Origin of the sequence: Rhodoligotrophos sp. CJ14 (assembly GCF_038811545.1) — a bacterium.
In the GTDB taxonomy this organism is placed as follows: Bacteria; Pseudomonadota; Alphaproteobacteria; order Rhizobiales; family Im1; genus Rhodoligotrophos; species Rhodoligotrophos ferricapiens.
The window spans coordinates 3465452-3482489 of sequence record NZ_CP133319.1; the positions used below are offsets into that span (position 1 = coordinate 3465452).

Genomic DNA, 17038 nt, shown 5'->3' on the forward strand with positions numbered 1-17038 from the left:
GGCTCCTGTCCACTCTGTTTGACGCCTCCCTGTTAGACCTTGGAGCCGCTTGCATGCGGCTCCATTTTTTGTGCATAAAGGGGATCTGTGGGCGGGCAGCGTCTTGTTCTGCATGGAACAAGGTAAAGCCGGCCTTATCGGGTGGCGTCATATCTCCCGCGAGCCTCGAGTTAACCGAGCTGAGAAAGTCTGAGTTAACAGACTGACAGTCCGGTGCTACTTGGCGGCAGGGTGAGATAATCGATAGACAGGGATTGAATGGGATCAGTAGCGGCTGAAACTGCATCGGGCGGGGTGACCATCGATTTTGGCAGCCACTTCGCCGCTTCGGAGCTCTTTACCCAGATTTTCTCCGAGGGCATGGCATTGGTCGAGGAGGCTGCAGACTACCTCGATGGCGAGGGTCGTGCCGCTTTGCGCGCGCTGGACCGGACCTCGTCCCTGACCTATGCCAGCGAAAGCATGCGTCTGACCACGCGCCTGATGCAGCTCGCATCCTGGCTCCTGCTCCAGCGTGCAGTCAAAGAGGGCGAGCTCAGCAAGGAGGATGCGCGTCGTGAAAAGCAGCGCATCAATCTGAAGGATATCGGCGGCAGCAGCGACACGGAAACGGTGGCTGAGCTGCCGGACGGCTTGCAGAATTTGATCCGCCGCAGCCTTCATCTCCATCAGCGCGTATTGAAGCTCGACCGCATGATCTATGACCATCGGCCGCAGACGCGCCCGCAACAGAGCCCCGTGAACGAGCAGATGATGCTGTTGCGCCAGGCATTCGGGCGCTGAGCAGCGTCCTCTCCGAACAGGTGAGCGGACAAGAAAAAGGCCCGGCCGGAGCCGGGCTTTTTCATTGCAAATCGGTGCGAAGTATCGACGGCTGTCTTACTTGCCCAAGAAGCTGTACTTCTGCTTGAACCGGCTGACGCGGCCGCCGCGATCGACGAGATGCGTCGAACCGCCCGTCCAGGCCGGGTGCGTCTTGGGGTCGATATCGAGCTGCATCGTCTGCCCCTCGCTGCCCCAGGTCGACCGGGTCTCGAAGGTCGAGCCGTCGGTCATGACCACCGTGATCTTGTGATAATCGGGATGAATGCCTTGCTTCATGACGCGCTCGCGGTGCAAATGTCTGGAGAAAAAGGGCGCCCGCGTGGCGAGCACATCCTCATGTTAGCCGGGGTCTATAACCGAGCCCCGCTTTTGGTGCAACTCTCAAATCCCGCAAGAGCGCAATGGGAAGCGTCCTTGGTGTGGCGGATGGTGCCCTCGCATTGCGGCCGCGATTCCGCTAGAGCAGGCATGAACGGAACCTGTCAAGCGAGACTGATGGGCTTGGCAATGTCCCGCGAATGAGAAGCAACCATCCCAGCGAGAACCCCTGGTGAGCGACGAGACGACTCCCGGCCAACGATCCCGCCATAGTCTTAAGCCGCTATTGCGCCTGCTGCCCTTCGTCATGCGATACCGCTGGCGGCTCGCCGCTGCATTGCTGGCCCTGGTCATGGCTGCGGTGGCGACGCTCGCCATTCCACTCGCCGTCCGGCGCATGATCGATTTCGGCTTCACTGAAGCCAATGCGACGCTCATCCACCAGTATTTCGCGACCCTTATGGGCGTGGCGCTCCTTCTCGCCCTGGCCAGCGCTGCCCGCTATTATTTTGTGATCTGGCTGGGCGAGCGCGTGGTCGCGGACCTCCGCAACGCCGTTTTCAACCACCTGCTGCACCTCGATGTCGGCTTCTTTGAATCGGCCCGCACCGGTGAGGTGATGTCGCGCCTGACGGCGGATACGACCCAGATCAAGGCAGCATTCGGAGCGAGCGCCTCGATCGCCCTGCGCAATGCCTTGCTGCTGATCGGTGCTTTGGCAATGATGGTGGTGACCAGTGCTCAACTGAGCGGCCTGGTGGTCGCGGCCATCCCGATCATCGTGATTCCGCTCGTGCTCTTCGGCCGCTGGGTCCGGCGGCTGTCACGTTCGGCCCAGGACACCTTGGCGGACGCCGCGGCTTTTGCCAGCGAGCGGCTGAGCGCCATCCGTCTCGTTCAGGCCTTCACTGAGGAGGATCGCGCGGCCAAGGCCTTTGACCGCGCCAGCGAGCACGCCTTCAACGCGGCTCGCTCCAGCACGAAGGCGCGTGCGGTGCTGACGGCCTGCATCATCGCTCTGACCTTCGGCTCGATCATCGCCATCCTCTGGTATGGCGCCCAGTCCGTCTTGGCAGGGGAAATGACCGGCGGCGCTCTGGGTCAATTCGTGCTTTATGCAACCTTTGCCGCCGGTGCGCTCGGCGAGCTCTCCCAGGTCTGGGGCGAAGTGCAGCAGGCTGCAGGCGCTGCCGAGCGCCTTTCTGAGCTGCTCGACACGAAGCCGAAGATTTCAGTGCCACGTGCCCCCGAGCGGCTGCCGTCACCAGTCAAGGGCGAGATCGCGTTCGAACGGGTGAGCTTTGCCTATCCCGGTCGCGGGGCAGATAGGGCCTTGATCGACTTCGATCTTCGAGTGAGGCCAGGGGAGAAAGTCGCCATAGTCGGTCCGTCTGGATCGGGCAAGAGCACGATTTTCAACCTGCTGCTGCGCTATTTCGACCCACAGGCCGGAGTGGTGCGCATCGACGGCGTCAACATCGCCAAGGCGGATCCGCGCGACATTCGCTCGCATATGGCGCTCGTTCCACAGGACTCGGTGATCTTCTCCGCAAGCCTCGCTGACAACATCCGCTATGGCCGCCCGGATGCCACCGATGCTGAAGTGGAGGCCGCCGCCCAGGCTGCAGCGGCGGACGGCTTTATCGAGGCTTTGCCGGAGGGGCTGAGAACTGAGGTGGGCGAGCGGGGCGTTACCCTGTCGGGCGGCCAGAGACAGCGGATCTCGATTGCCCGCGCCTTGTTGCGAAATTCGCCGATTCTGCTGCTGGACGAGGCGACGAGTGCCTTGGATGCGGAAAGCGAAGTGCTCGTTCAACAGGCGCTCGATCGTCTCATGGTGGGCCGCACCACCCTGGTCATTGCGCACCGCTTAGCCACGGTGCGCAACTCGGATCGCATTATCGTGCTCGATCAGGGCGGCATCGTTGCCGAGGGGAGCCATGATGAACTGGTGCAGGGTGGCGGGCTTTATGCCCGGCTGGCCAACTTGCAGTTCATGGACGTACCCCTCGAAAGGGCCAATGCCGCTGAACCGATCAGCGCTCGGTAAGCTTGAGCTCGATGCGGCGGTTGAGGCGCTTGGCGGCCTCGTCATCGCCTGGAGCGATGGGCTGATACTCGCCAAACCCTGCGGCCACCAGATGCTGCGGGTTCACACCTCTTGAGATCAGATATTTTACAACCGCAATGGCGCGCGCGGCCGACAGCTCCCAGTTCGACGGATAGAGCGGTGTCCTGATTGGGTCAGTGTCGGTATGGCCGTCAACCCGGAGCACCCAGGCGAGATCGCTCGGAATTTCCGCCTCGAGCTCCTTGATCGCATCAGCGAGCTTGTCGAGCTCCGTGCGGCCGGCATCCTGGAACACCGACTCTCCCTTGGGGAACAAAACCTCGGCCTGGAACACGAACCGGTCGCCGACCACCTGCACATCGGCCCGCTGACTGAGGATCTCGCGCAGCCGGCCAAAAAATTCGGAACGATAGCGGGCAAGCTCCTGGACCCGCTGCGCCAAGGCGATATTGAGCCGCTTGCCGAGATCGGTGATCTGCGCCTTGGAAGCGCTGTCGCGTTCCTCCGCCGCCTCGAGTGCCTCGTTGAGCGCGGCGATTTGCCGACGCAAGGCAGCGATTTGCTGATTGAGCAGCTCGACCCGCGCCATCGCTTCGGAGGAAATCTGCTTTTGCGCTTCGAGTTCCCCCTGAAGGCCCGCCATTGCCGAACCCGCCGCCGAACCAGCCCGCTGCTGGTCGGTAAGCTGTGCCTGGAGCTGATCCCGCTCCGAGGTCAGGCTCTGCAATTCGCCCAGAAGCGTGGAAAGCCGGCCCTCCATTTCCGCTGAGGACGATCTCTCCAGGGAGAGCATTTCGGTGAGCGAGGCGATCTCGTTGCGCAGTCTCTGCAGCACCGTATCCTGCCCGCTCACCTCGCGCGCCAAGAGATACTGGGCCACGGTGAACACGCAGACCAGAAACACGAAGACCATCAGCAGGGTGGCCGTGGCGTCCACGAAGCCTGGCCATTGCAGATGGGTGGTATCACGAAGGCCGCGACCGCGGCGCGACAAAGCCATAAGCGACGCTCCCGAGACCTTTGACTATTCCTCTGCCTTGGCGCTGCTGGCCGCTCTGCGGATCGAACGCTCGGTTATCGGCCGCTCAGGGGGCGATGCCCGTTCAGGCGGGGCGATGCGATCTGGTTGATAGCGCATCCGCATGAGGACATCCTTGATTTCCGCCTGCACGTCGGCCTGGGACTGCGCCCAGCTGCGCACGATCTTCTGCTCCTCGCGCATCTGCCCAACTAGGCTTTGCACGGCCGTCGCCAGCCTCGCGATTGCCTGGTGCTGCTCATCGGCGGATGGGGCAGGGGGGGCCGCGATGGCGCCCGCATCTTCCGGCTCGCTGAGCGCCTCCTCGAGCGTCTTGTGAATGCGATTGAGGCTGTTCTGCATCTCTCGCAAGCCGATCTGCAGGGCGTGAGGCACCGCAGGCTGCACAACCCGGCCATCGTCCGCATGAATATCGGTGAGCGTCGAGAGCCATTCCTCGAGATCGTTGTAGAACCGGTTCTGCGCTTGCCCCGCCTGCAGATCGAGAAATCCGAGAATGAGCGAGCCCGCCAAGCCGAACAACGAGGAGGCGAACGCGGTCCCCATGCCCGCCAGCGGCGCCTGCAGCCCGTTCTTCAGTTGCTCGAAGATGGTGGCAGCCTCCGTGCTGGTGACATCGAGCGAGCGGATTGTAGTCCCCACCGAAGCAACGGTCTGCGACAAGCCCCAGAACGTACCGAGCAGACCGAGAAACACCAGCAGTCCGATCAAGTAGCGGGAAATCTCTCGCGACTCATCCAGTCGCGATGCAATGGAATCGAGCACGGCCCGCATGACGCTTGGCGTCAGCACAGTCTCACCCTGCCGGTTGCGCAGAAGGGTGGCCATTGGCGCGAGCAACACAGGCGTATGGGGAATCTCGAGCCCAGGATCCGAGATCCGGAAGCTGCTCACCCAGTCGACTTCCGGAAACAGACGCCATACGAGCCTGAAGGCATAGCCGATGCCGATGATCAAGGTTCCAATGATCACCCCGTTCAAGCCGGGATTGACCATGAACGCCGTCTTGATCTGCGGAAACAGAATGGCTGCCGCAAAGGCCATGAGGATGGTGAAGACGGTCATGCGGATCAGATAGATCCGCGGGCGCGTGAGGGTGAACAGATCGTAGTCTTGGGACAGACTCTTTTTGAAGATCAAGATCGTTTCCCCCAAAGCGCTTTCCGGTGAGCTGGCGGCAACTATAGGACCTATGTACAGCGCTCAGGCACATATCGTTCAATGCACCCGCAGCGGCTGGTTAACAAACAGACCAATGCTGCCTTCGCCGCAGCATTAGCAAGGTTTCTTAACCATATATCTTGATTACGGCGCGATTTCATCACTGGCGCGCAGCAAAAATCGCGCCTGTAGCGCTTCTGCGCCAACATGCGTCACCGCTGCCAGGACTGGTCGGGCCCTGCGTCAGGCCCGCCGGGCGGCCGCCTTGAGCTCGCGTGAGAGCTCGGCATGAATGGGCTCGTTCGCCGCGACGATATTGCCGGTCAGAAGCGGCTCGCGTCCATCGATGTCACTCACCACGCCACCGGCTTCGCGAATGATCAGAAGGCCCGCCGCAACGTCCCATGGCTTCAGGCCGCGTTCCCAGAACCCGTCGAACCGGCCGGCCGCCACATAGGCCAGGTCCAGGGCTGCGGCACCAAGCCGCCTTATGCCGGCCGCCTTCGCTTGCACCCGGGCCAGCTCCTCGCGGAACTGCCCGTGATCGCCCCGGCCATTATGCGGGATGCCGCAGGCAATGACCGCCTGGGAAAGATCGCGTCGGGCAGCGACCCGCAGCCGGCGATCATTCAGAAAAGCACCGCGGCCTCGTTCCGCCGTGAACATTTCATCCGACACCGGATTGTAGATGAGGCCCGCAACGATCATGTCGTCTCGCTGGAGCCCGATCGAAATCGCGAAATGCGGAATGCCGTGCAGGAAATTCGTGGTGCCATCCAGCGGATCGATGATCCAGCGGTGGTTGGGATCGGTCCCCTTTATCTCGCCCCGTTCTTCGAGAACGAAGCCATAGCCCGGCCGCGCCCGGGAAAGCTCTTCTCTCAGCGTATCCTCGGCCTGACGGTCGGCATTGGAAACGAAATCGGCGGGGCCCTTCATCGAGACCTGCAGGTTCTCGACCTCGCCGAAATCTCTCTGGAGCCGCCGGGCCGCTTTTCGGGCAGCCTGGACCATGACATTGAGCAATGCCGAGCGCATGAAATTCCCGTCTTTCCGAATTGAGTTCCAGCCGGGGCCCCATTGGGCACGAGCGCTACCATCCTGTTCAGTGACGGTGTTCAGGTCTCGCGGCTGGAAGCATCTTTGTCGTCGAAACTAGTCCGCCCGGCGTACATAAGCGACTTCGTTCGTATCCACAACGACCCGCTCACCGGCTGTGATGAATGGCGGCACCATGATGCGGATGCCGTTCTCTAGAACGGCCGGCTTATAGGATGAGGAAGCGGTCTGACCCTTCACGACGGCATCGGCTTCAGCGACCGTGAGCGTCACCTGATCCGGCAGGGAAATACCGAGCGGCTTGCCCTCATGGCTCTCCACGGTCACCTTCATGCCGTCCTGGAGGAAGGCCGCGCGCTCGCCGACGAATTCCACCGGAAGCTCGATTTGCTCGTAGGTTTCCTGATCCATGAACACCAGCATCTCGCCATTGGGATAGAGGAACTGATAGTCCTTCTGTTCCAGGCGCACCTTCTCCACAGTCTCCGACGAGCGGAAGCGCTCATTGAGCTTGCGGTTGTCGACCAGGTTCTTCAATTCGACCTGAGCATAGGCGCCGCCCTTGCCAGGCTTCACATGCTGTGTCTTGACTGCGACCCAGAGGCCGCCGTCATGCTGAATCACATTACCCGGGCGGATTTCGTTGCCGTTGATCTTCATCGCTTCACCGTTTCGGTATAGTCCTGAGGCCGCCGCGCCGGCATGGGTTAGCGGGGGCGTTGGCGCGTTACCTAGCAACTCTGCCTCGCTGATGCATTAAAAACCGCGCAGGGGAGTGATACGCCGGCGCGATCAGCCGGTCACGGCCGTTGACTCAGCATCGGCAGCTGTTATGTGTGGCACCTGCTTTTTCAACACTCGGCATCACGGATGAGTTCAGGCAACCCGGCGGCTTCGACGCCAACGACGACATCGCAAAGCGACGGCACGATCGACATCACCAAACACAATCGCATGGCCAACGCCTTGAGAGTGCTGGCCATGGACGCCGTCCAGGCCGCGAATTCGGGCCATCCGGGCTTGCCCATGGGCGCGGCGGACATTGCGACGGTGCTGTTCACGCGCTTCCTTAAGTTTGATGCCACGGTGCCCCACTGGCCGGACCGTGACCGCTTCGTGCTCTCGGCGGGCCACGGCTCGATGCTGCTCTATGGCCTGCTGCATCTCCTCGGCTATGACGATATGACGATCGAGGAGATCAAGCGCTTTCGCCAATTGGGCTCCAAGACCGCCGGCCATCCGGAATATGGTTTTGCTGCGGGCATCGAGACCACCACCGGTCCACTCGGCCAGGGATTTGCCAATGCGGTCGGCATGGCGATCGCTGAGCGGCTGCTCCAGGCGCGCTTCGGCAGCGCCGTCGTGGACCACTACACTTATGTCCTCGCGAGCGATGGCGATCTCATGGAGGGGATCAGTCAGGAGGCGCTAGCCCTGGCTGGCCACCTGAAGCTCGCCAAGCTCATCGTCCTGTTCGACGATAACGGCATCTCCATCGACGGGCCGGTCTCGCTGTCGGATTCGACAAACCAGCTGGAGCGCTTCGAGGCATCCGGCTGGCATACCATGGCCATCGACGGCCATGACCCGAACGCAATCGCCAATGCCATAGCAGCGGCCCGCGCGGAAAGCCGGCCGTCGCTGATCGCCTGCCGGACCGTCATCGGCTATGGCGCGCCGAAGAAACAGGGCACGTCTGGTGTGCATGGCTCGCCTCTGGGGCCGGACGAAGTGGCAGCCGCCCGCAAAGCGCTGGGATGGCCGGACGAGCCCTTCGTCATTCCCACTGAGATTCGCGACCTCTGGCGCATTGCCGGCATTCGCTCCTGCAGGCACCGCCGCACATGGGAGCAGAATGTCCAGGCGCTCGACATGGAAACCCGCGCCGAATTCGAGCGTCGGCTGCGGGGTGATCTTCCCGGCGCCTTCACAAGCGCCATCGGGGCGTTGAAGCGGAAAATCGCGGCCGAACGCCCGAAGATTGCCACCCGGGTCGCCTCTCAGCAGGTGCTCGACGCAATCAACCCGATTCTGCCGGAGACCGTCGGTGGCTCGGCCGATTTGACCCCCTCCAACAACACCCGGTCCTCGGGGTTGAAGGAGGTGACGCCCGATGATTTCTCGGGACGCTTCATCCACTATGGCATTCGCGAGCACGGCATGGCCGCCGCCATGAATGGTATCGCCCTCCACAAGGGGCTGATCCCCTATGGCGGTACCTTCCTGATCTTTTCCGATTACTGCCGGCCGTCCATCAGGCTGTCGGCGCTGATGCATCAGCGGGTGATCTACGTGCTCACCCATGATTCCATCGGCCTTGGCGAGGATGGGCCCACCCACCAGCCGGTCGAGCATCTGGCTGCATTGCGGGCCATACCCAATCTGCTGGTGCTCCGGCCCGCCGATGCAATGGAAACGGCCGAGTGCTGGCAAATCGCCCTGGAAAACAAGACGGGCCCTTCGGTGCTTGCCCTGACCCGGCAGAATCTCAGCCCCGCCCGGCACGAGGCAGACGATGAGAACCTCTGCGCCCGCGGCGCCTACGAGATTGCCAGCGCCGAGGGAGAAAGCGAGGTCGTGATCTTCGCCTCCGGTTCCGAGGTTGAGATTGCATTGGCTGCCAAGGCCGATCTCGACAAACGGGGCCATCTCACCCGCGTGGTATCGGTGCCGAGCTTCGAGTTGTTCGCCCGCCAGCCGGCTGACTATCGCAATGCGGTTCTCGGGACGGAAACCCACCGCGTCGCCATCGAGGCGGCCATTTCCATGGGCTGGGAGCGCTTCATCGGCCCCGATGGCATCTTCATCGGCATGCATACTTTCGGGGCCAGCGGACCTTATCAGGAACTTTATCGTCACTTCGGAATTACGGCAGAAGCCGCAACGGCGGCCGTCCTGTCGCAAATTGCTGCTAGCAAGCAATCGGGTTGACTTTCGCGGGATGGAGGACATGCACCTCCATCGCATTTCAGGGAAACGTCGAGAATGACCGTTCGCGTCGCCATCAATGGGTTCGGCCGTATCGGCCGCCTCGTTCTCCGGGCCTTTGCGGAATCGGGCCGCAAGGATATGGAGATGGTCGCCATCAACAACCGGACGAATGCCGGCACCGCAGCCCACCTCTTCCAATATGACAGCGTGCATGGCCGTTTCCCCGGGCAGGTAACCGGTGGTGAGGATTACCTCGACATCGGCACTGGACGTATTCCCTTCACCGCCATCGAGAACCCGGCCGAGCTCGACTGGGGCAAGTTCGGCGTGGATGTGGTGCTTGAATGCACCGGCAAATTCAACAGCCGTGAGAAGGCATCCATTCACCTTGAGCGCGGCGCCAAGAAGGTGCTGTGCTCGGCCCCGGCCAAGGGCGCGGATCTGACCGTGGTCTACGGCGTCAATCACGAGGCGCTGAAGGCTGAGAACACCATCGTCTCGAATGCCTCCTGCACCACCAACTGCCTCGCGCCCATGGCCATGGTGCTGGACGACTTCTGTGGCATCGAGCGTGGCTATATGACCACCATCCATGCCTACACCACGGACCAGCGTCTGCTGGACAACAGCCACAAGGATCTGCGTCGGGCCCGCGCCGCGGCCATGTCGATGATCCCGACCACGACCGGTGCGGCCAAGACTGTGGGCGAGGTGCTGCCCAAGCTGAAAGGCAAGCTCGATGGTACCTCCGTCCGCGTGCCCGTGCCGAATGTCTCGATGGTCGATCTGGTCTTCGTGCCCAGCCGCGCCGTCGCGGTCGAGGAGATCAATGACGCTATGCGCCAGGCGGCTAATGGCAAGCTCAAAGGCGTCCTTGAAACCTGCGACGTGCCGCTGGTCTCGACCGACTTCAACCACAGCGCCGCATCCTGTGTGTTCGACCTCACCCAGACACAGATCGTCGACAAAACCCTCATTCGCGTTGCCGGCTGGTACGACAATGAATGGGGCTTCTCCTGCCGCATGAACGACACGGCCGCCTATTGGGGCGCGCTCTGAATCATCTGCGGGGGGCGGATTATGACTTTTCGGACACTCGATGACGTCGACGTAAAGGGCAAGCGGGTGCTGCTGCGCGTCGACCTGAACGTGCCACTGAAAGGCGACGAGGTACAGGACGCGACCCGCATCGCGCGGGTCGTACCGACCATCAAGGAACTGGTGGAGCGCGGCGCCACCGTCATCCTTCTCTCCCATCTCGGTCGGCCGAAGGGAACCGTCGTGCCGGACATGTCACTGCGGGTGGTTACCGAGCCTCTGTCGAAGGCGCTCGGCATGCCGGTCACCTTCATTGAGACGAATTGGGAAAACGGCAAGGCGACGCGCGCTGTCGCCGATGCCAAGCCGGGCCAGGTGCTGCTTCTGGAGAACACGCGCTTTCATAAGGGCGAAGAGGCGAACCAGCCCAGCTTCGTCAAGCGGCTGCTCGATCTCGGCGATATCTACGTGAACGATGCCTTTTCGGCAGCCCATCGTGCCCATGCCTCAACCGAGGGCATCGCCCATTTCCTGCCGTCCGTCGCCGGCCGGGCGATGGAAGCGGAGGTTGGCGCGCTGACTGCCGCCCTGGAACATCCGCAACGGCCATTGGTGGCCGTGGTGGGCGGCGCCAAGATCTCGACCAAGTTTGAAGTCCTCGGCCATCTCACCTCGCGTGTTGACACTCTGATCATCGGCGGTGGCATGGCCAACACCTTCCTCTTCGCTCAGGGCAAGCCGGTTGGTCGCTCGCTCTGTGAGCACGAGCTGGTGAACGAAGCTCGCGAGATTTTGAAGCAGGCAGGCGAACGCGGCTGTGAGATCCTGCTGCCGGTCGATGCTGTGGTTGCGGAGGACTTCAAGCCCCATGCCCACCACCGCACCGTCGATATCTCGGATGTGAACGCCAAGGAGCGGATCCTCGACATCGGCCCGAAAACGCTCGAGCACATCAAGGCGTGCTTTGACCGGGCGAAGACCCTGGTCTGGAACGGACCTTTCGGCGTGTTCGAGCTTGAGCCATTTGACCGGGGCACGGTCGCCGCGGCTCAATATGCCGCAAAGCTCAGCCGTGAGGGCAAGCTGCTCTCGGTGGCGGGCGGTGGCGATACCGTATCGGCCTTGAACCACGCCGGCGTTGCGGATGACTTCACCTATGTCTCCACTGCGGGCGGTGCCTTCCTCGAATGGCTGGAAGGCAAGGAGCTGCCCGGCGTGACGGTTTTGCAGAAAACGCCTTCTGCGTGAGTTACGCCTTCCAGATTGCCATCAGCTTGCAGCATAATCGCAGAATAATTTGCCCGGAACGATACACGAGGACCACATCATGACCATGACCCTAGAACAGGTAGCGCAGGCCTTGGTGGCGGATAACAAGGGCATTCTCGCAGCCGACGAGAGCGGCGGGACCATCAAGAAGCGCTTCGACAGCATCGGCCTTGCCTCGACCGAGGAGACGCGCCGTGATTATCGCGAGATGCTGTTCCGGTCCACCGAGGCGATGAGGAACTACATCTCCGGCACCATTCTCTATTACGAGACCCTCCGCCAGAGCGCGAAGGATGGCACCCGCTTCGTCGATATCTTGAATGAGGCGGGCTCGATTCCGGGCATCAAGGTCGACGTCGGCGCCAAGCCGCTCGCTGGTCACCCCGGTGAGACGATAACCGAAGGCCTCGATGGGCTCCGCGCCCGCTGTGAAGAATATTACCAGCTCGGTGCCCGCTTCACGAAATGGCGTGCCGTCATTTCCATCGGCAAGAACATACCGAGCCGGGCTTGCATTGTGACCAACATGCATGCGCTCGCCCGCTACGCAGCCATTGCGCAGGAAGCGAAGCTCGTTCCGATCGTCGAGCCGGAAGTGTTGATGGATGGTGATCACACCATTGATCGCTGCACCGAAGTCACCGAAGCGGTGCTCCATACGCTTTATGCTGAGCTGGCGCTGCAGGGCGTCGTTCTCGAGCAATCGCTGCTGAAGCCGAACATGGTCATATCCGGCATGGAGTGCCCGCAGCAGGCCAGCGTGGAGGAGGTTGCCGCACGCACGGTACAGGTGCTGAAGCGCACGGTTCCGGCGGCGGTCCCGGGCATTGTCTTCCTGTCCGGCGGCCAATCCGATGAGTTGGCTACAGCCCATCTCTCGGCCATGAATTCTGCCTTCGATCTGCCTTGGACTCTGTCGTTCTCCTATGGCCGCGCGCTCCAAGCTGCGGCACTCAAAGCCTGGAATGGTAAGGCTGAGAACGTGGCGGCCGGCCAGCGGGCCTTCTCCCACCGCGCCCGCATGAACAGCCTCGCTGCCGCGGGGCGCTGGTCGGCAGAGCTTGAAAAGGCGGCGTAAGCCGGGCCGCTGAGGTCATGGCCCGCACCAAGCCTGCCGGAAAGACTCGGGGCAAGAAGAAACATCGTGGCAAGAAGGGCGAACCGGCTGTTGAGAAGGTTCGCCCGCGCCTGTTTCTGGTGAGCCCCGAAGATATCGCACCAGCGCTGCTTTACGAGACCTTGGCCGCTGCCTTGCGATCTGGTGATGCCGCCTGTTTGCTGGTCCGAGGCAAGGATAGCGTGTCCATTCGCGCCAGGATGGAAGCTGTCCAGTCCCTCGCCCATGCCCATAATCTCGCCGTTCTTTTGCACGATGCTCCTGAACTGGCGGTAGAGCTCGGGGCAGACGGGGTGCAGATCCAAGCAGACCTGGCTCGCTATCGAGAGGTGCGTTCAATCGTCGGAGACGGGCGTATCGTGGGCGTGTTTTGCGGTCAGTCTCGCCATGCGGCAATGGAGCTGGGCGAGGCGGGTGCTGAATACGTCGCCTTTGATGAGACGTATCCCCCTGCTGCCGTGTCGGACGAGCAGGAATCTGGCGAGGATGATCCCGAATTCTCGCTCTTGGGGTGGTGGGCGGAAGTGTTCGAAGTGCCTTGCGTTGCTTTCGCGCCGAACGAGGAGGCGGCTGTCCGCCGTCACGCCGGGCTGGGTGTCGAGTTCATCCGGCCCGCCGACGAGATGTGGAACTCCGCGCGAGCCGCGAGTGAGATAATGTCCCGATGCAACGCCGTGATCGACGAGGTCTCGCGCGATGAATGACCATTCCCGAAAGCTTTGGGCGAGTTTGGCCTTTGCCCTTGCATTTGGCTGTGCATCTGCGGCTTACGCCGATATGGCCTCCGTGATCAAGGCGGCCGAAGCGGGTGACTATGCGCGCGCCTTCCGGGAGGCAACGCCGCTGGGTGATGCTGGTGATCCCGAGGCGCAGGCCTTCATCGCCAATCTTTATGAGAGTGGGCTGGGCGTGCCGCGCGACCAGGACATGGCCCTGCGTTGGTACGAGCAGGCCGCAAAACGGGGTCATACCGGCGCGATGGTGGCGATCGCCCTCATGCTGATTGATGGGCGCACCGGCGAAAAAGATCTGACGAAGGCCCACGACCTGCTGACGCAAGCAGCTGAGGCAGGCTATGCACCGGCTCAGCACAACCTGGCTCTGCTCTATGCCGGTGCGGCTGGTTATGAGCAGGATTGGGCGAAATCCGCCGAATGGTTCCGCAAGGCAGCCGAGCAGGGGCTGGCGGATGCTCAGTACAATCTCGGCGTTCTCTACGCGGAAGGCCGTGGCGTGACCAAGGACATGGTGCAGGCCGGCACCTGGATCTCCAAGGCCGCATCCCAGGGCCTGGCGGACGCGGCACTGGACTATGGCATCATGGTGTTCCGCGGCGAGGGTGTGCAGAAGGACGAAAAGGTCGGGGCCCAATGGCTCCTGGTTGCCGCGCAGCGGGGTAACGTGGTGGCCCAGAACCGACTGGCACATCTCTATATTGCCGGCCGCGGTGTCGAGCAGGATCCGGTCGAAGGCGCCAAGTGGAACATTCTCGCCCGGGAAGGCGGCCGCACCGATTCAGAGCTCGACGGCTTGATCGCAAAACTGACCGACCAGCAGCGCACCGAGGCGGAACTGCGTGTACGGAGCTTCAAGGCCCGTCAGCTCGCAGGGCAAAACCCGGCGGTCGCAGCCACCGGAGCCTCCGGCGGCTGATTAGCACGCTGAATTGTCCGTATTCGGCCTGGGTCGCAGTTGACGCTGTGCCCGGCGCAAGCCTAATCTTTACGAATCGCCGGATCAGAGGCAACCCGGTGTGATGATCGAGGGATAGCGACGGAACACGATGGCGGAGTCCACAAAGCTGGACAGTGCATTGGCGCGCTTCGAAGAAGCTGTCGCTCGGCTAGAGGAAGTTTTGCGGTCCCAGCGGCGGTCACGGGAATCGGGCGAGCGTTCTGGAGAGGGCTCGAGCGACAGTGAACGGCTGCACGCCGAACTTGAAGCGCTGAGGCTGGAAAACGAGGAGCTTCGGTCGCGAAACCAGGACCTCGAGCAGGCCAACGCCAAGGCTCTCCACAAGGTAGACGACGCTGTGAGCCGAATTCGGTCCGTACTCGGTGAGCAATAATGCGTATCGCCTCCACCTTTTCTCGGAGATTCCGATCAAATGGCTCAGGTTGTCGTTCGGGTGAACGATCGCCCTTACACTATGGAGTGTGGACCCGGCGAGGAAGAGCATCTGCTGGAACTGGCGCAGCTTCTCGATAGCGAAGTCAGCAAGCTGAAGCGCCATGTGGGCCAGGTGGGCGATATCAGGCTCTTGCTGATGGCCGGTCTCACCGTGGCTGACAAATTGGCCGACGCGTTGCGCCACATCGAAGCGCTACAGGACGAGATCGGTGGCCTGCGCGATGCGCGCATGGCAGCGATCGAGCGCAGCCGGCAGCAAGATGAGCGCGTCGCCGAACGGATCACCACTGCTGCAATCCGGCTGGAGAAGCTCTCGCAGGAATACAGCGAACAGACCGACTGATTTCTGCATGGATCCGCTGGATTTTCGACAACCGCGCGACTAGATTATCGGCACGGGCTGCCCGGTGCGTCAGGAGATCAAAGTTCCCTGGGGCCTATAAACGATCTCAATGGGAGCTGTCCCTGGCTGAGGCCGTGGCCTCTTTCAAACGGCGCCCACCTACGCTAGTAGGGACCCGGGATCGTATCCTCCAACGGCCAGGGCGGCTCGGCCCTTCTCGCAGGCATTGGACCACGCCTGCAAAGAAAACAGATTTGGCCTGCCGGTCTGCAAAGACGGGGTAATGTTGCAAGATACACCGGCCCCATTGGCCGAACGCAAGACATTGGCCCGCCGCTCTGCTGCGGCCGCGCGCGCCAAACTCCATGCTGCTGCGGCTAAGCCCGCGAGTGAGGCGCTTGCTCGCATCGGTGCCGACCTGTTGGGCGCGGGTGGCGGGCGGATTGCCGCCGGTTTTCACGCCTATCGCAGCGAGATCGATGTGATGCCACTGGTCACAGCACTCTCCACCTCTGGCTGGATAGCGGCGCTTCCGGTGATTACGGCGCCTGAGGAACCCCTGATTTTCCGGCGCTGGACCCCTGGCGATGAGACGATCCCCGGCCATTTCGGCATTCACGTGCCGCAGGATCACGCCGAGCTCGTCGAGCCCGATATCGTGCTCGTGCCCATGCTGGCCTTCGATCGGCAAGGCTACCGCCTGGGCTATGGCGGCGGCTTTTACGATCGCACGCTGGAGACATTGCGGGCGAAAAAGCGGGTTACCGCCATTGGCATCGCATTTGCTGGTCAGGAGATCGAATCCGTACCGCGCGGCCGGCTGGATCAGCCGTTGGACTGGATCCTGACTGAGCAGGGTGCAATCTACCCCGCCCGGGATCAAGCGGCGAAAGGGCCCGAATGCGATTGATATTCATAGGAGATGTGGTCGGTCGATCCGGGCGCAAGGTGCTTTATGAGCGGCTGCCGAAGCTGCGCGATCAGCTCGCTGCCGATTTCGTGATTGTGAATGGCGAGAACGCGGCTGGCGGCTTCGGCATCACCGAAGAAATCTTCCGGGATATTCGCAACGCGGGCGCCGATGTCGTCACTTTGGGCAATCACGCCTTCGACCAGCGGGAAACGCTGATTTTCATTGAGCGTGAGCCTACGCTTCTTCGTCCCCTAAACTATCCCCCCGCAACCCCTGGCCGCGGCGTGGGGCTGTTCTCGACCGGCGAGGGCCGTTCCGTGCTTGTGATGAATGTCATGGGCCGCCTGTTCATGGATCCGCTCGATGACCCCTTTGCGGCCATGGATCGCGAGCTGGAGAATTGCCCGCTGAAGCAGGTCTGCGATGCCTCTGTGATCGATTTCCATGCCGAGGCAACATCGGAGAAGATGGGCGCTGGGCATTTCGCCGATGGTCGCGCCAGCCTGGTTGTGGGCACCCACACCCATGTGCCGACCGCCGACCACCAGATCCTGCCCCATGGTACAGCCTATATGACGGATGCCGGCATGACCGGCGATTACAATTCCATCATCGGCATGGATAGCGAGGAGCCTCTCATCCGCTTCACCCGCAAATTGGCGACGGGACGGTTCGAACCCGCAAGTGGAGAGGGGACCTTGTGCGGTGTCGGCGTCGAGATCGATGATGAGACCGGCTTGGCCAGAGCGATTGCGCCCATCCGCGTCGGCGGGCGGCTTGAGCCTGTCTTGCCCTCGTTCTGGCTCTCCTGAGCTGGATTTCAT

General features: G+C 62.0%; 16 protein-coding genes and 1 other RNA gene. 12 read left to right on the top strand and 5 right to left on the bottom strand.

Annotated features, from left to right (window positions below):
* Nucleotides 1-258 precede the first annotated feature (258 nt).
* Nucleotides 259-783, top strand: a complete 525-nt coding sequence (locus RCF49_RS16165) for a DUF1465 family protein (RefSeq protein WP_342640822.1) — start codon at nt 259-261, stop codon at nt 781-783.
* Between the two features lie 96 nt (nt 784-879).
* Here RCF49_RS16165 and rpmE read toward each other — a convergent pair whose 3' ends face one another.
* Nucleotides 880-1101: a 50S ribosomal protein L31 gene (rpmE, locus tag RCF49_RS16170; RefSeq protein WP_342640823.1), complete on the bottom strand. Its 222-nt coding sequence runs from the start codon at nt 1099-1101 to the stop codon at nt 880-882.
* Nucleotides 1102-1372: 271 nt separating this feature from the next.
* Between rpmE and RCF49_RS16175 the strand changes: the two genes are divergently transcribed.
* Complete coding sequence (locus RCF49_RS16175) at nt 1373-3193, top strand: ABC transporter transmembrane domain-containing protein (RefSeq protein WP_432807408.1); 1821 nt, start codon at nt 1373-1375, stop codon at nt 3191-3193.
* Here the strand turns inward: RCF49_RS16175 and RCF49_RS16180 are convergent.
* The 4 genes from RCF49_RS16180 to efp all read right to left on the bottom strand — a co-directional run bounded on the left by RCF49_RS16180 (nt 3180) and on the right by efp (nt 7133).
* Entirely contained in the window at nt 3180-4214 is a 1035-nt protein-coding gene (locus RCF49_RS16180) for a peptidoglycan -binding protein (protein WP_342640825.1), read from the bottom strand. The two genes, RCF49_RS16175 and RCF49_RS16180, sit on opposite strands and share 14 nt — an antisense overlap.
* Before the next feature lie 24 nt (nt 4215-4238).
* Complete coding sequence (locus tag RCF49_RS16185) at nt 4239-5393, bottom strand: flagellar motor protein MotA (RefSeq protein WP_432807303.1); 1155 nt, start codon at nt 5391-5393, stop codon at nt 4239-4241.
* 264 nt (nt 5394-5657) lie between these two features.
* Complete coding sequence (locus tag RCF49_RS16190) at nt 5658-6452, bottom strand: inositol monophosphatase family protein (RefSeq protein ID WP_342640826.1); 795 nt, start codon at nt 6450-6452, stop codon at nt 5658-5660.
* Between the two features lie 117 nt (nt 6453-6569).
* Complete coding sequence (efp, locus tag RCF49_RS16195; protein ID WP_342640827.1) at nt 6570-7133, bottom strand: elongation factor P; 564 nt, start codon at nt 7131-7133, stop codon at nt 6570-6572.
* A 294-nt stretch (nt 7134-7427) separates the two neighbouring features.
* Between efp and tkt the strand changes: the two genes are divergently transcribed.
* The 10 genes from tkt to RCF49_RS16245 all read left to right on the top strand — a co-directional run bounded on the left by tkt (nt 7428) and on the right by RCF49_RS16245 (nt 17026).
* Nucleotides 7428-9404 (top strand): transketolase, encoded by a 1977-nt coding sequence (tkt, locus tag RCF49_RS16200; RefSeq protein ID WP_342644219.1) that lies wholly within the window; start codon nt 7428-7430, stop codon nt 9402-9404.
* 54 nt (nt 9405-9458) lie between these two features.
* Nucleotides 9459-10463, top strand: coding sequence for a type I glyceraldehyde-3-phosphate dehydrogenase (gap, locus tag RCF49_RS16205; RefSeq protein ID WP_342640828.1), 1005 nt, complete (start codon nt 9459-9461; stop codon nt 10461-10463).
* A gap of 21 nt (nt 10464-10484) precedes the next feature.
* Nucleotides 10485-11690, top strand: coding sequence for a phosphoglycerate kinase (locus RCF49_RS16210; RefSeq protein WP_342640829.1), 1206 nt, complete (start codon nt 10485-10487; stop codon nt 11688-11690).
* A 79-nt stretch (nt 11691-11769) separates the two neighbouring features.
* Nucleotides 11770-12789: a class I fructose-bisphosphate aldolase gene (locus RCF49_RS16215; protein ID WP_342640830.1), complete on the top strand. Its 1020-nt coding sequence runs from the start codon at nt 11770-11772 to the stop codon at nt 12787-12789.
* Between the two features lie 17 nt (nt 12790-12806).
* Nucleotides 12807-13532 carry a thiamine phosphate synthase gene (locus tag RCF49_RS16220; protein WP_342640831.1) on the top strand — a complete coding sequence of 242 codons (726 nt, stop codon included), beginning with the start codon at nt 12807-12809 and terminating at the stop codon, nt 13530-13532.
* Nucleotides 13525-14481: a tetratricopeptide repeat protein gene (locus RCF49_RS16225; RefSeq protein WP_342640832.1), complete on the top strand. Its 957-nt coding sequence runs from the start codon at nt 13525-13527 to the stop codon at nt 14479-14481. Before RCF49_RS16220 ends, RCF49_RS16225 begins: the two co-directional genes overlap by 8 nt.
* Before the next feature lie 454 nt (nt 14482-14935).
* The gene (locus RCF49_RS16230) at nt 14936-15301 is read left to right on the top strand and encodes a cell division protein ZapA (RefSeq protein ID WP_342640833.1); all 366 of its coding nucleotides are present in this window, start codon (nt 14936-14938) and stop codon (nt 15299-15301) included.
* 51 nt (nt 15302-15352) lie between these two features.
* Nucleotides 15353-15514, top strand: a non-coding RNA gene (gene ssrS, locus RCF49_RS16235) — 6S RNA.
* 70 nt (nt 15515-15584) lie between these two features.
* Nucleotides 15585-16211 carry a 5-formyltetrahydrofolate cyclo-ligase gene (locus tag RCF49_RS16240; protein ID WP_342640834.1) on the top strand — a complete coding sequence of 209 codons (627 nt, stop codon included), beginning with the start codon at nt 15585-15587 and terminating at the stop codon, nt 16209-16211.
* A complete protein-coding gene (locus RCF49_RS16245) occupies nt 16202-17026 on the top strand; it encodes a TIGR00282 family metallophosphoesterase (RefSeq protein ID WP_342640835.1) in 825 nt (274 codons plus the stop codon). The genes RCF49_RS16240 and RCF49_RS16245 overlap by 10 nt, the downstream gene beginning before the upstream one ends.
* Nucleotides 17027-17038: the final 12 nt, after the last annotated feature.

What these genes read in the sequence shown, in the direction of transcription:
- RCF49_RS16165 (WP_342640822.1), top strand. Translation starts at nt 259, where the DNA reads ATGGGATCAGTAGCGGCTGAAACTGCATCGGGCGGGGTGACCATCGAT.
- rpmE (WP_342640823.1), bottom strand. Translation starts at nt 1,101, where the DNA reads ATGAAGCAAGGCATTCATCCCGATTATCACAAGATCACGGTGGTCATG.
- RCF49_RS16180 (WP_342640825.1), bottom strand. Translation starts at nt 4,214, where the DNA reads ATGGCTTTGTCGCGCCGCGGTCGCGGCCTTCGTGATACCACCCATCTG.
- RCF49_RS16190 (WP_342640826.1), bottom strand. Translation starts at nt 6,452, where the DNA reads ATGCGCTCGGCATTGCTCAATGTCATGGTCCAGGCTGCCCGAAAAGCG.
- efp (WP_342640827.1), bottom strand. Translation starts at nt 7,133, where the DNA reads ATGAAGATCAACGGCAACGAAATCCGCCCGGGTAATGTGATTCAGCAT.
- tkt (WP_342644219.1), top strand. Translation starts at nt 7,428, where the DNA reads ATGGCCAACGCCTTGAGAGTGCTGGCCATGGACGCCGTCCAGGCCGCG.
- gap (WP_342640828.1), top strand. Translation starts at nt 9,459, where the DNA reads ATGACCGTTCGCGTCGCCATCAATGGGTTCGGCCGTATCGGCCGCCTC.
- RCF49_RS16210 (WP_342640829.1), top strand. Translation starts at nt 10,485, where the DNA reads ATGACTTTTCGGACACTCGATGACGTCGACGTAAAGGGCAAGCGGGTG.
- RCF49_RS16215 (WP_342640830.1), top strand. Translation starts at nt 11,770, where the DNA reads ATGACCATGACCCTAGAACAGGTAGCGCAGGCCTTGGTGGCGGATAAC.
- RCF49_RS16220 (WP_342640831.1), top strand. Translation starts at nt 12,807, where the DNA reads ATGGCCCGCACCAAGCCTGCCGGAAAGACTCGGGGCAAGAAGAAACAT.
- RCF49_RS16225 (WP_342640832.1), top strand. Translation starts at nt 13,525, where the DNA reads ATGAATGACCATTCCCGAAAGCTTTGGGCGAGTTTGGCCTTTGCCCTT.
- RCF49_RS16230 (WP_342640833.1), top strand. Translation starts at nt 14,936, where the DNA reads ATGGCTCAGGTTGTCGTTCGGGTGAACGATCGCCCTTACACTATGGAG.
- RCF49_RS16240 (WP_342640834.1), top strand. Translation starts at nt 15,585, where the DNA reads ATGTTGCAAGATACACCGGCCCCATTGGCCGAACGCAAGACATTGGCC.
- RCF49_RS16245 (WP_342640835.1), top strand. Translation starts at nt 16,202, where the DNA reads ATGCGATTGATATTCATAGGAGATGTGGTCGGTCGATCCGGGCGCAAG.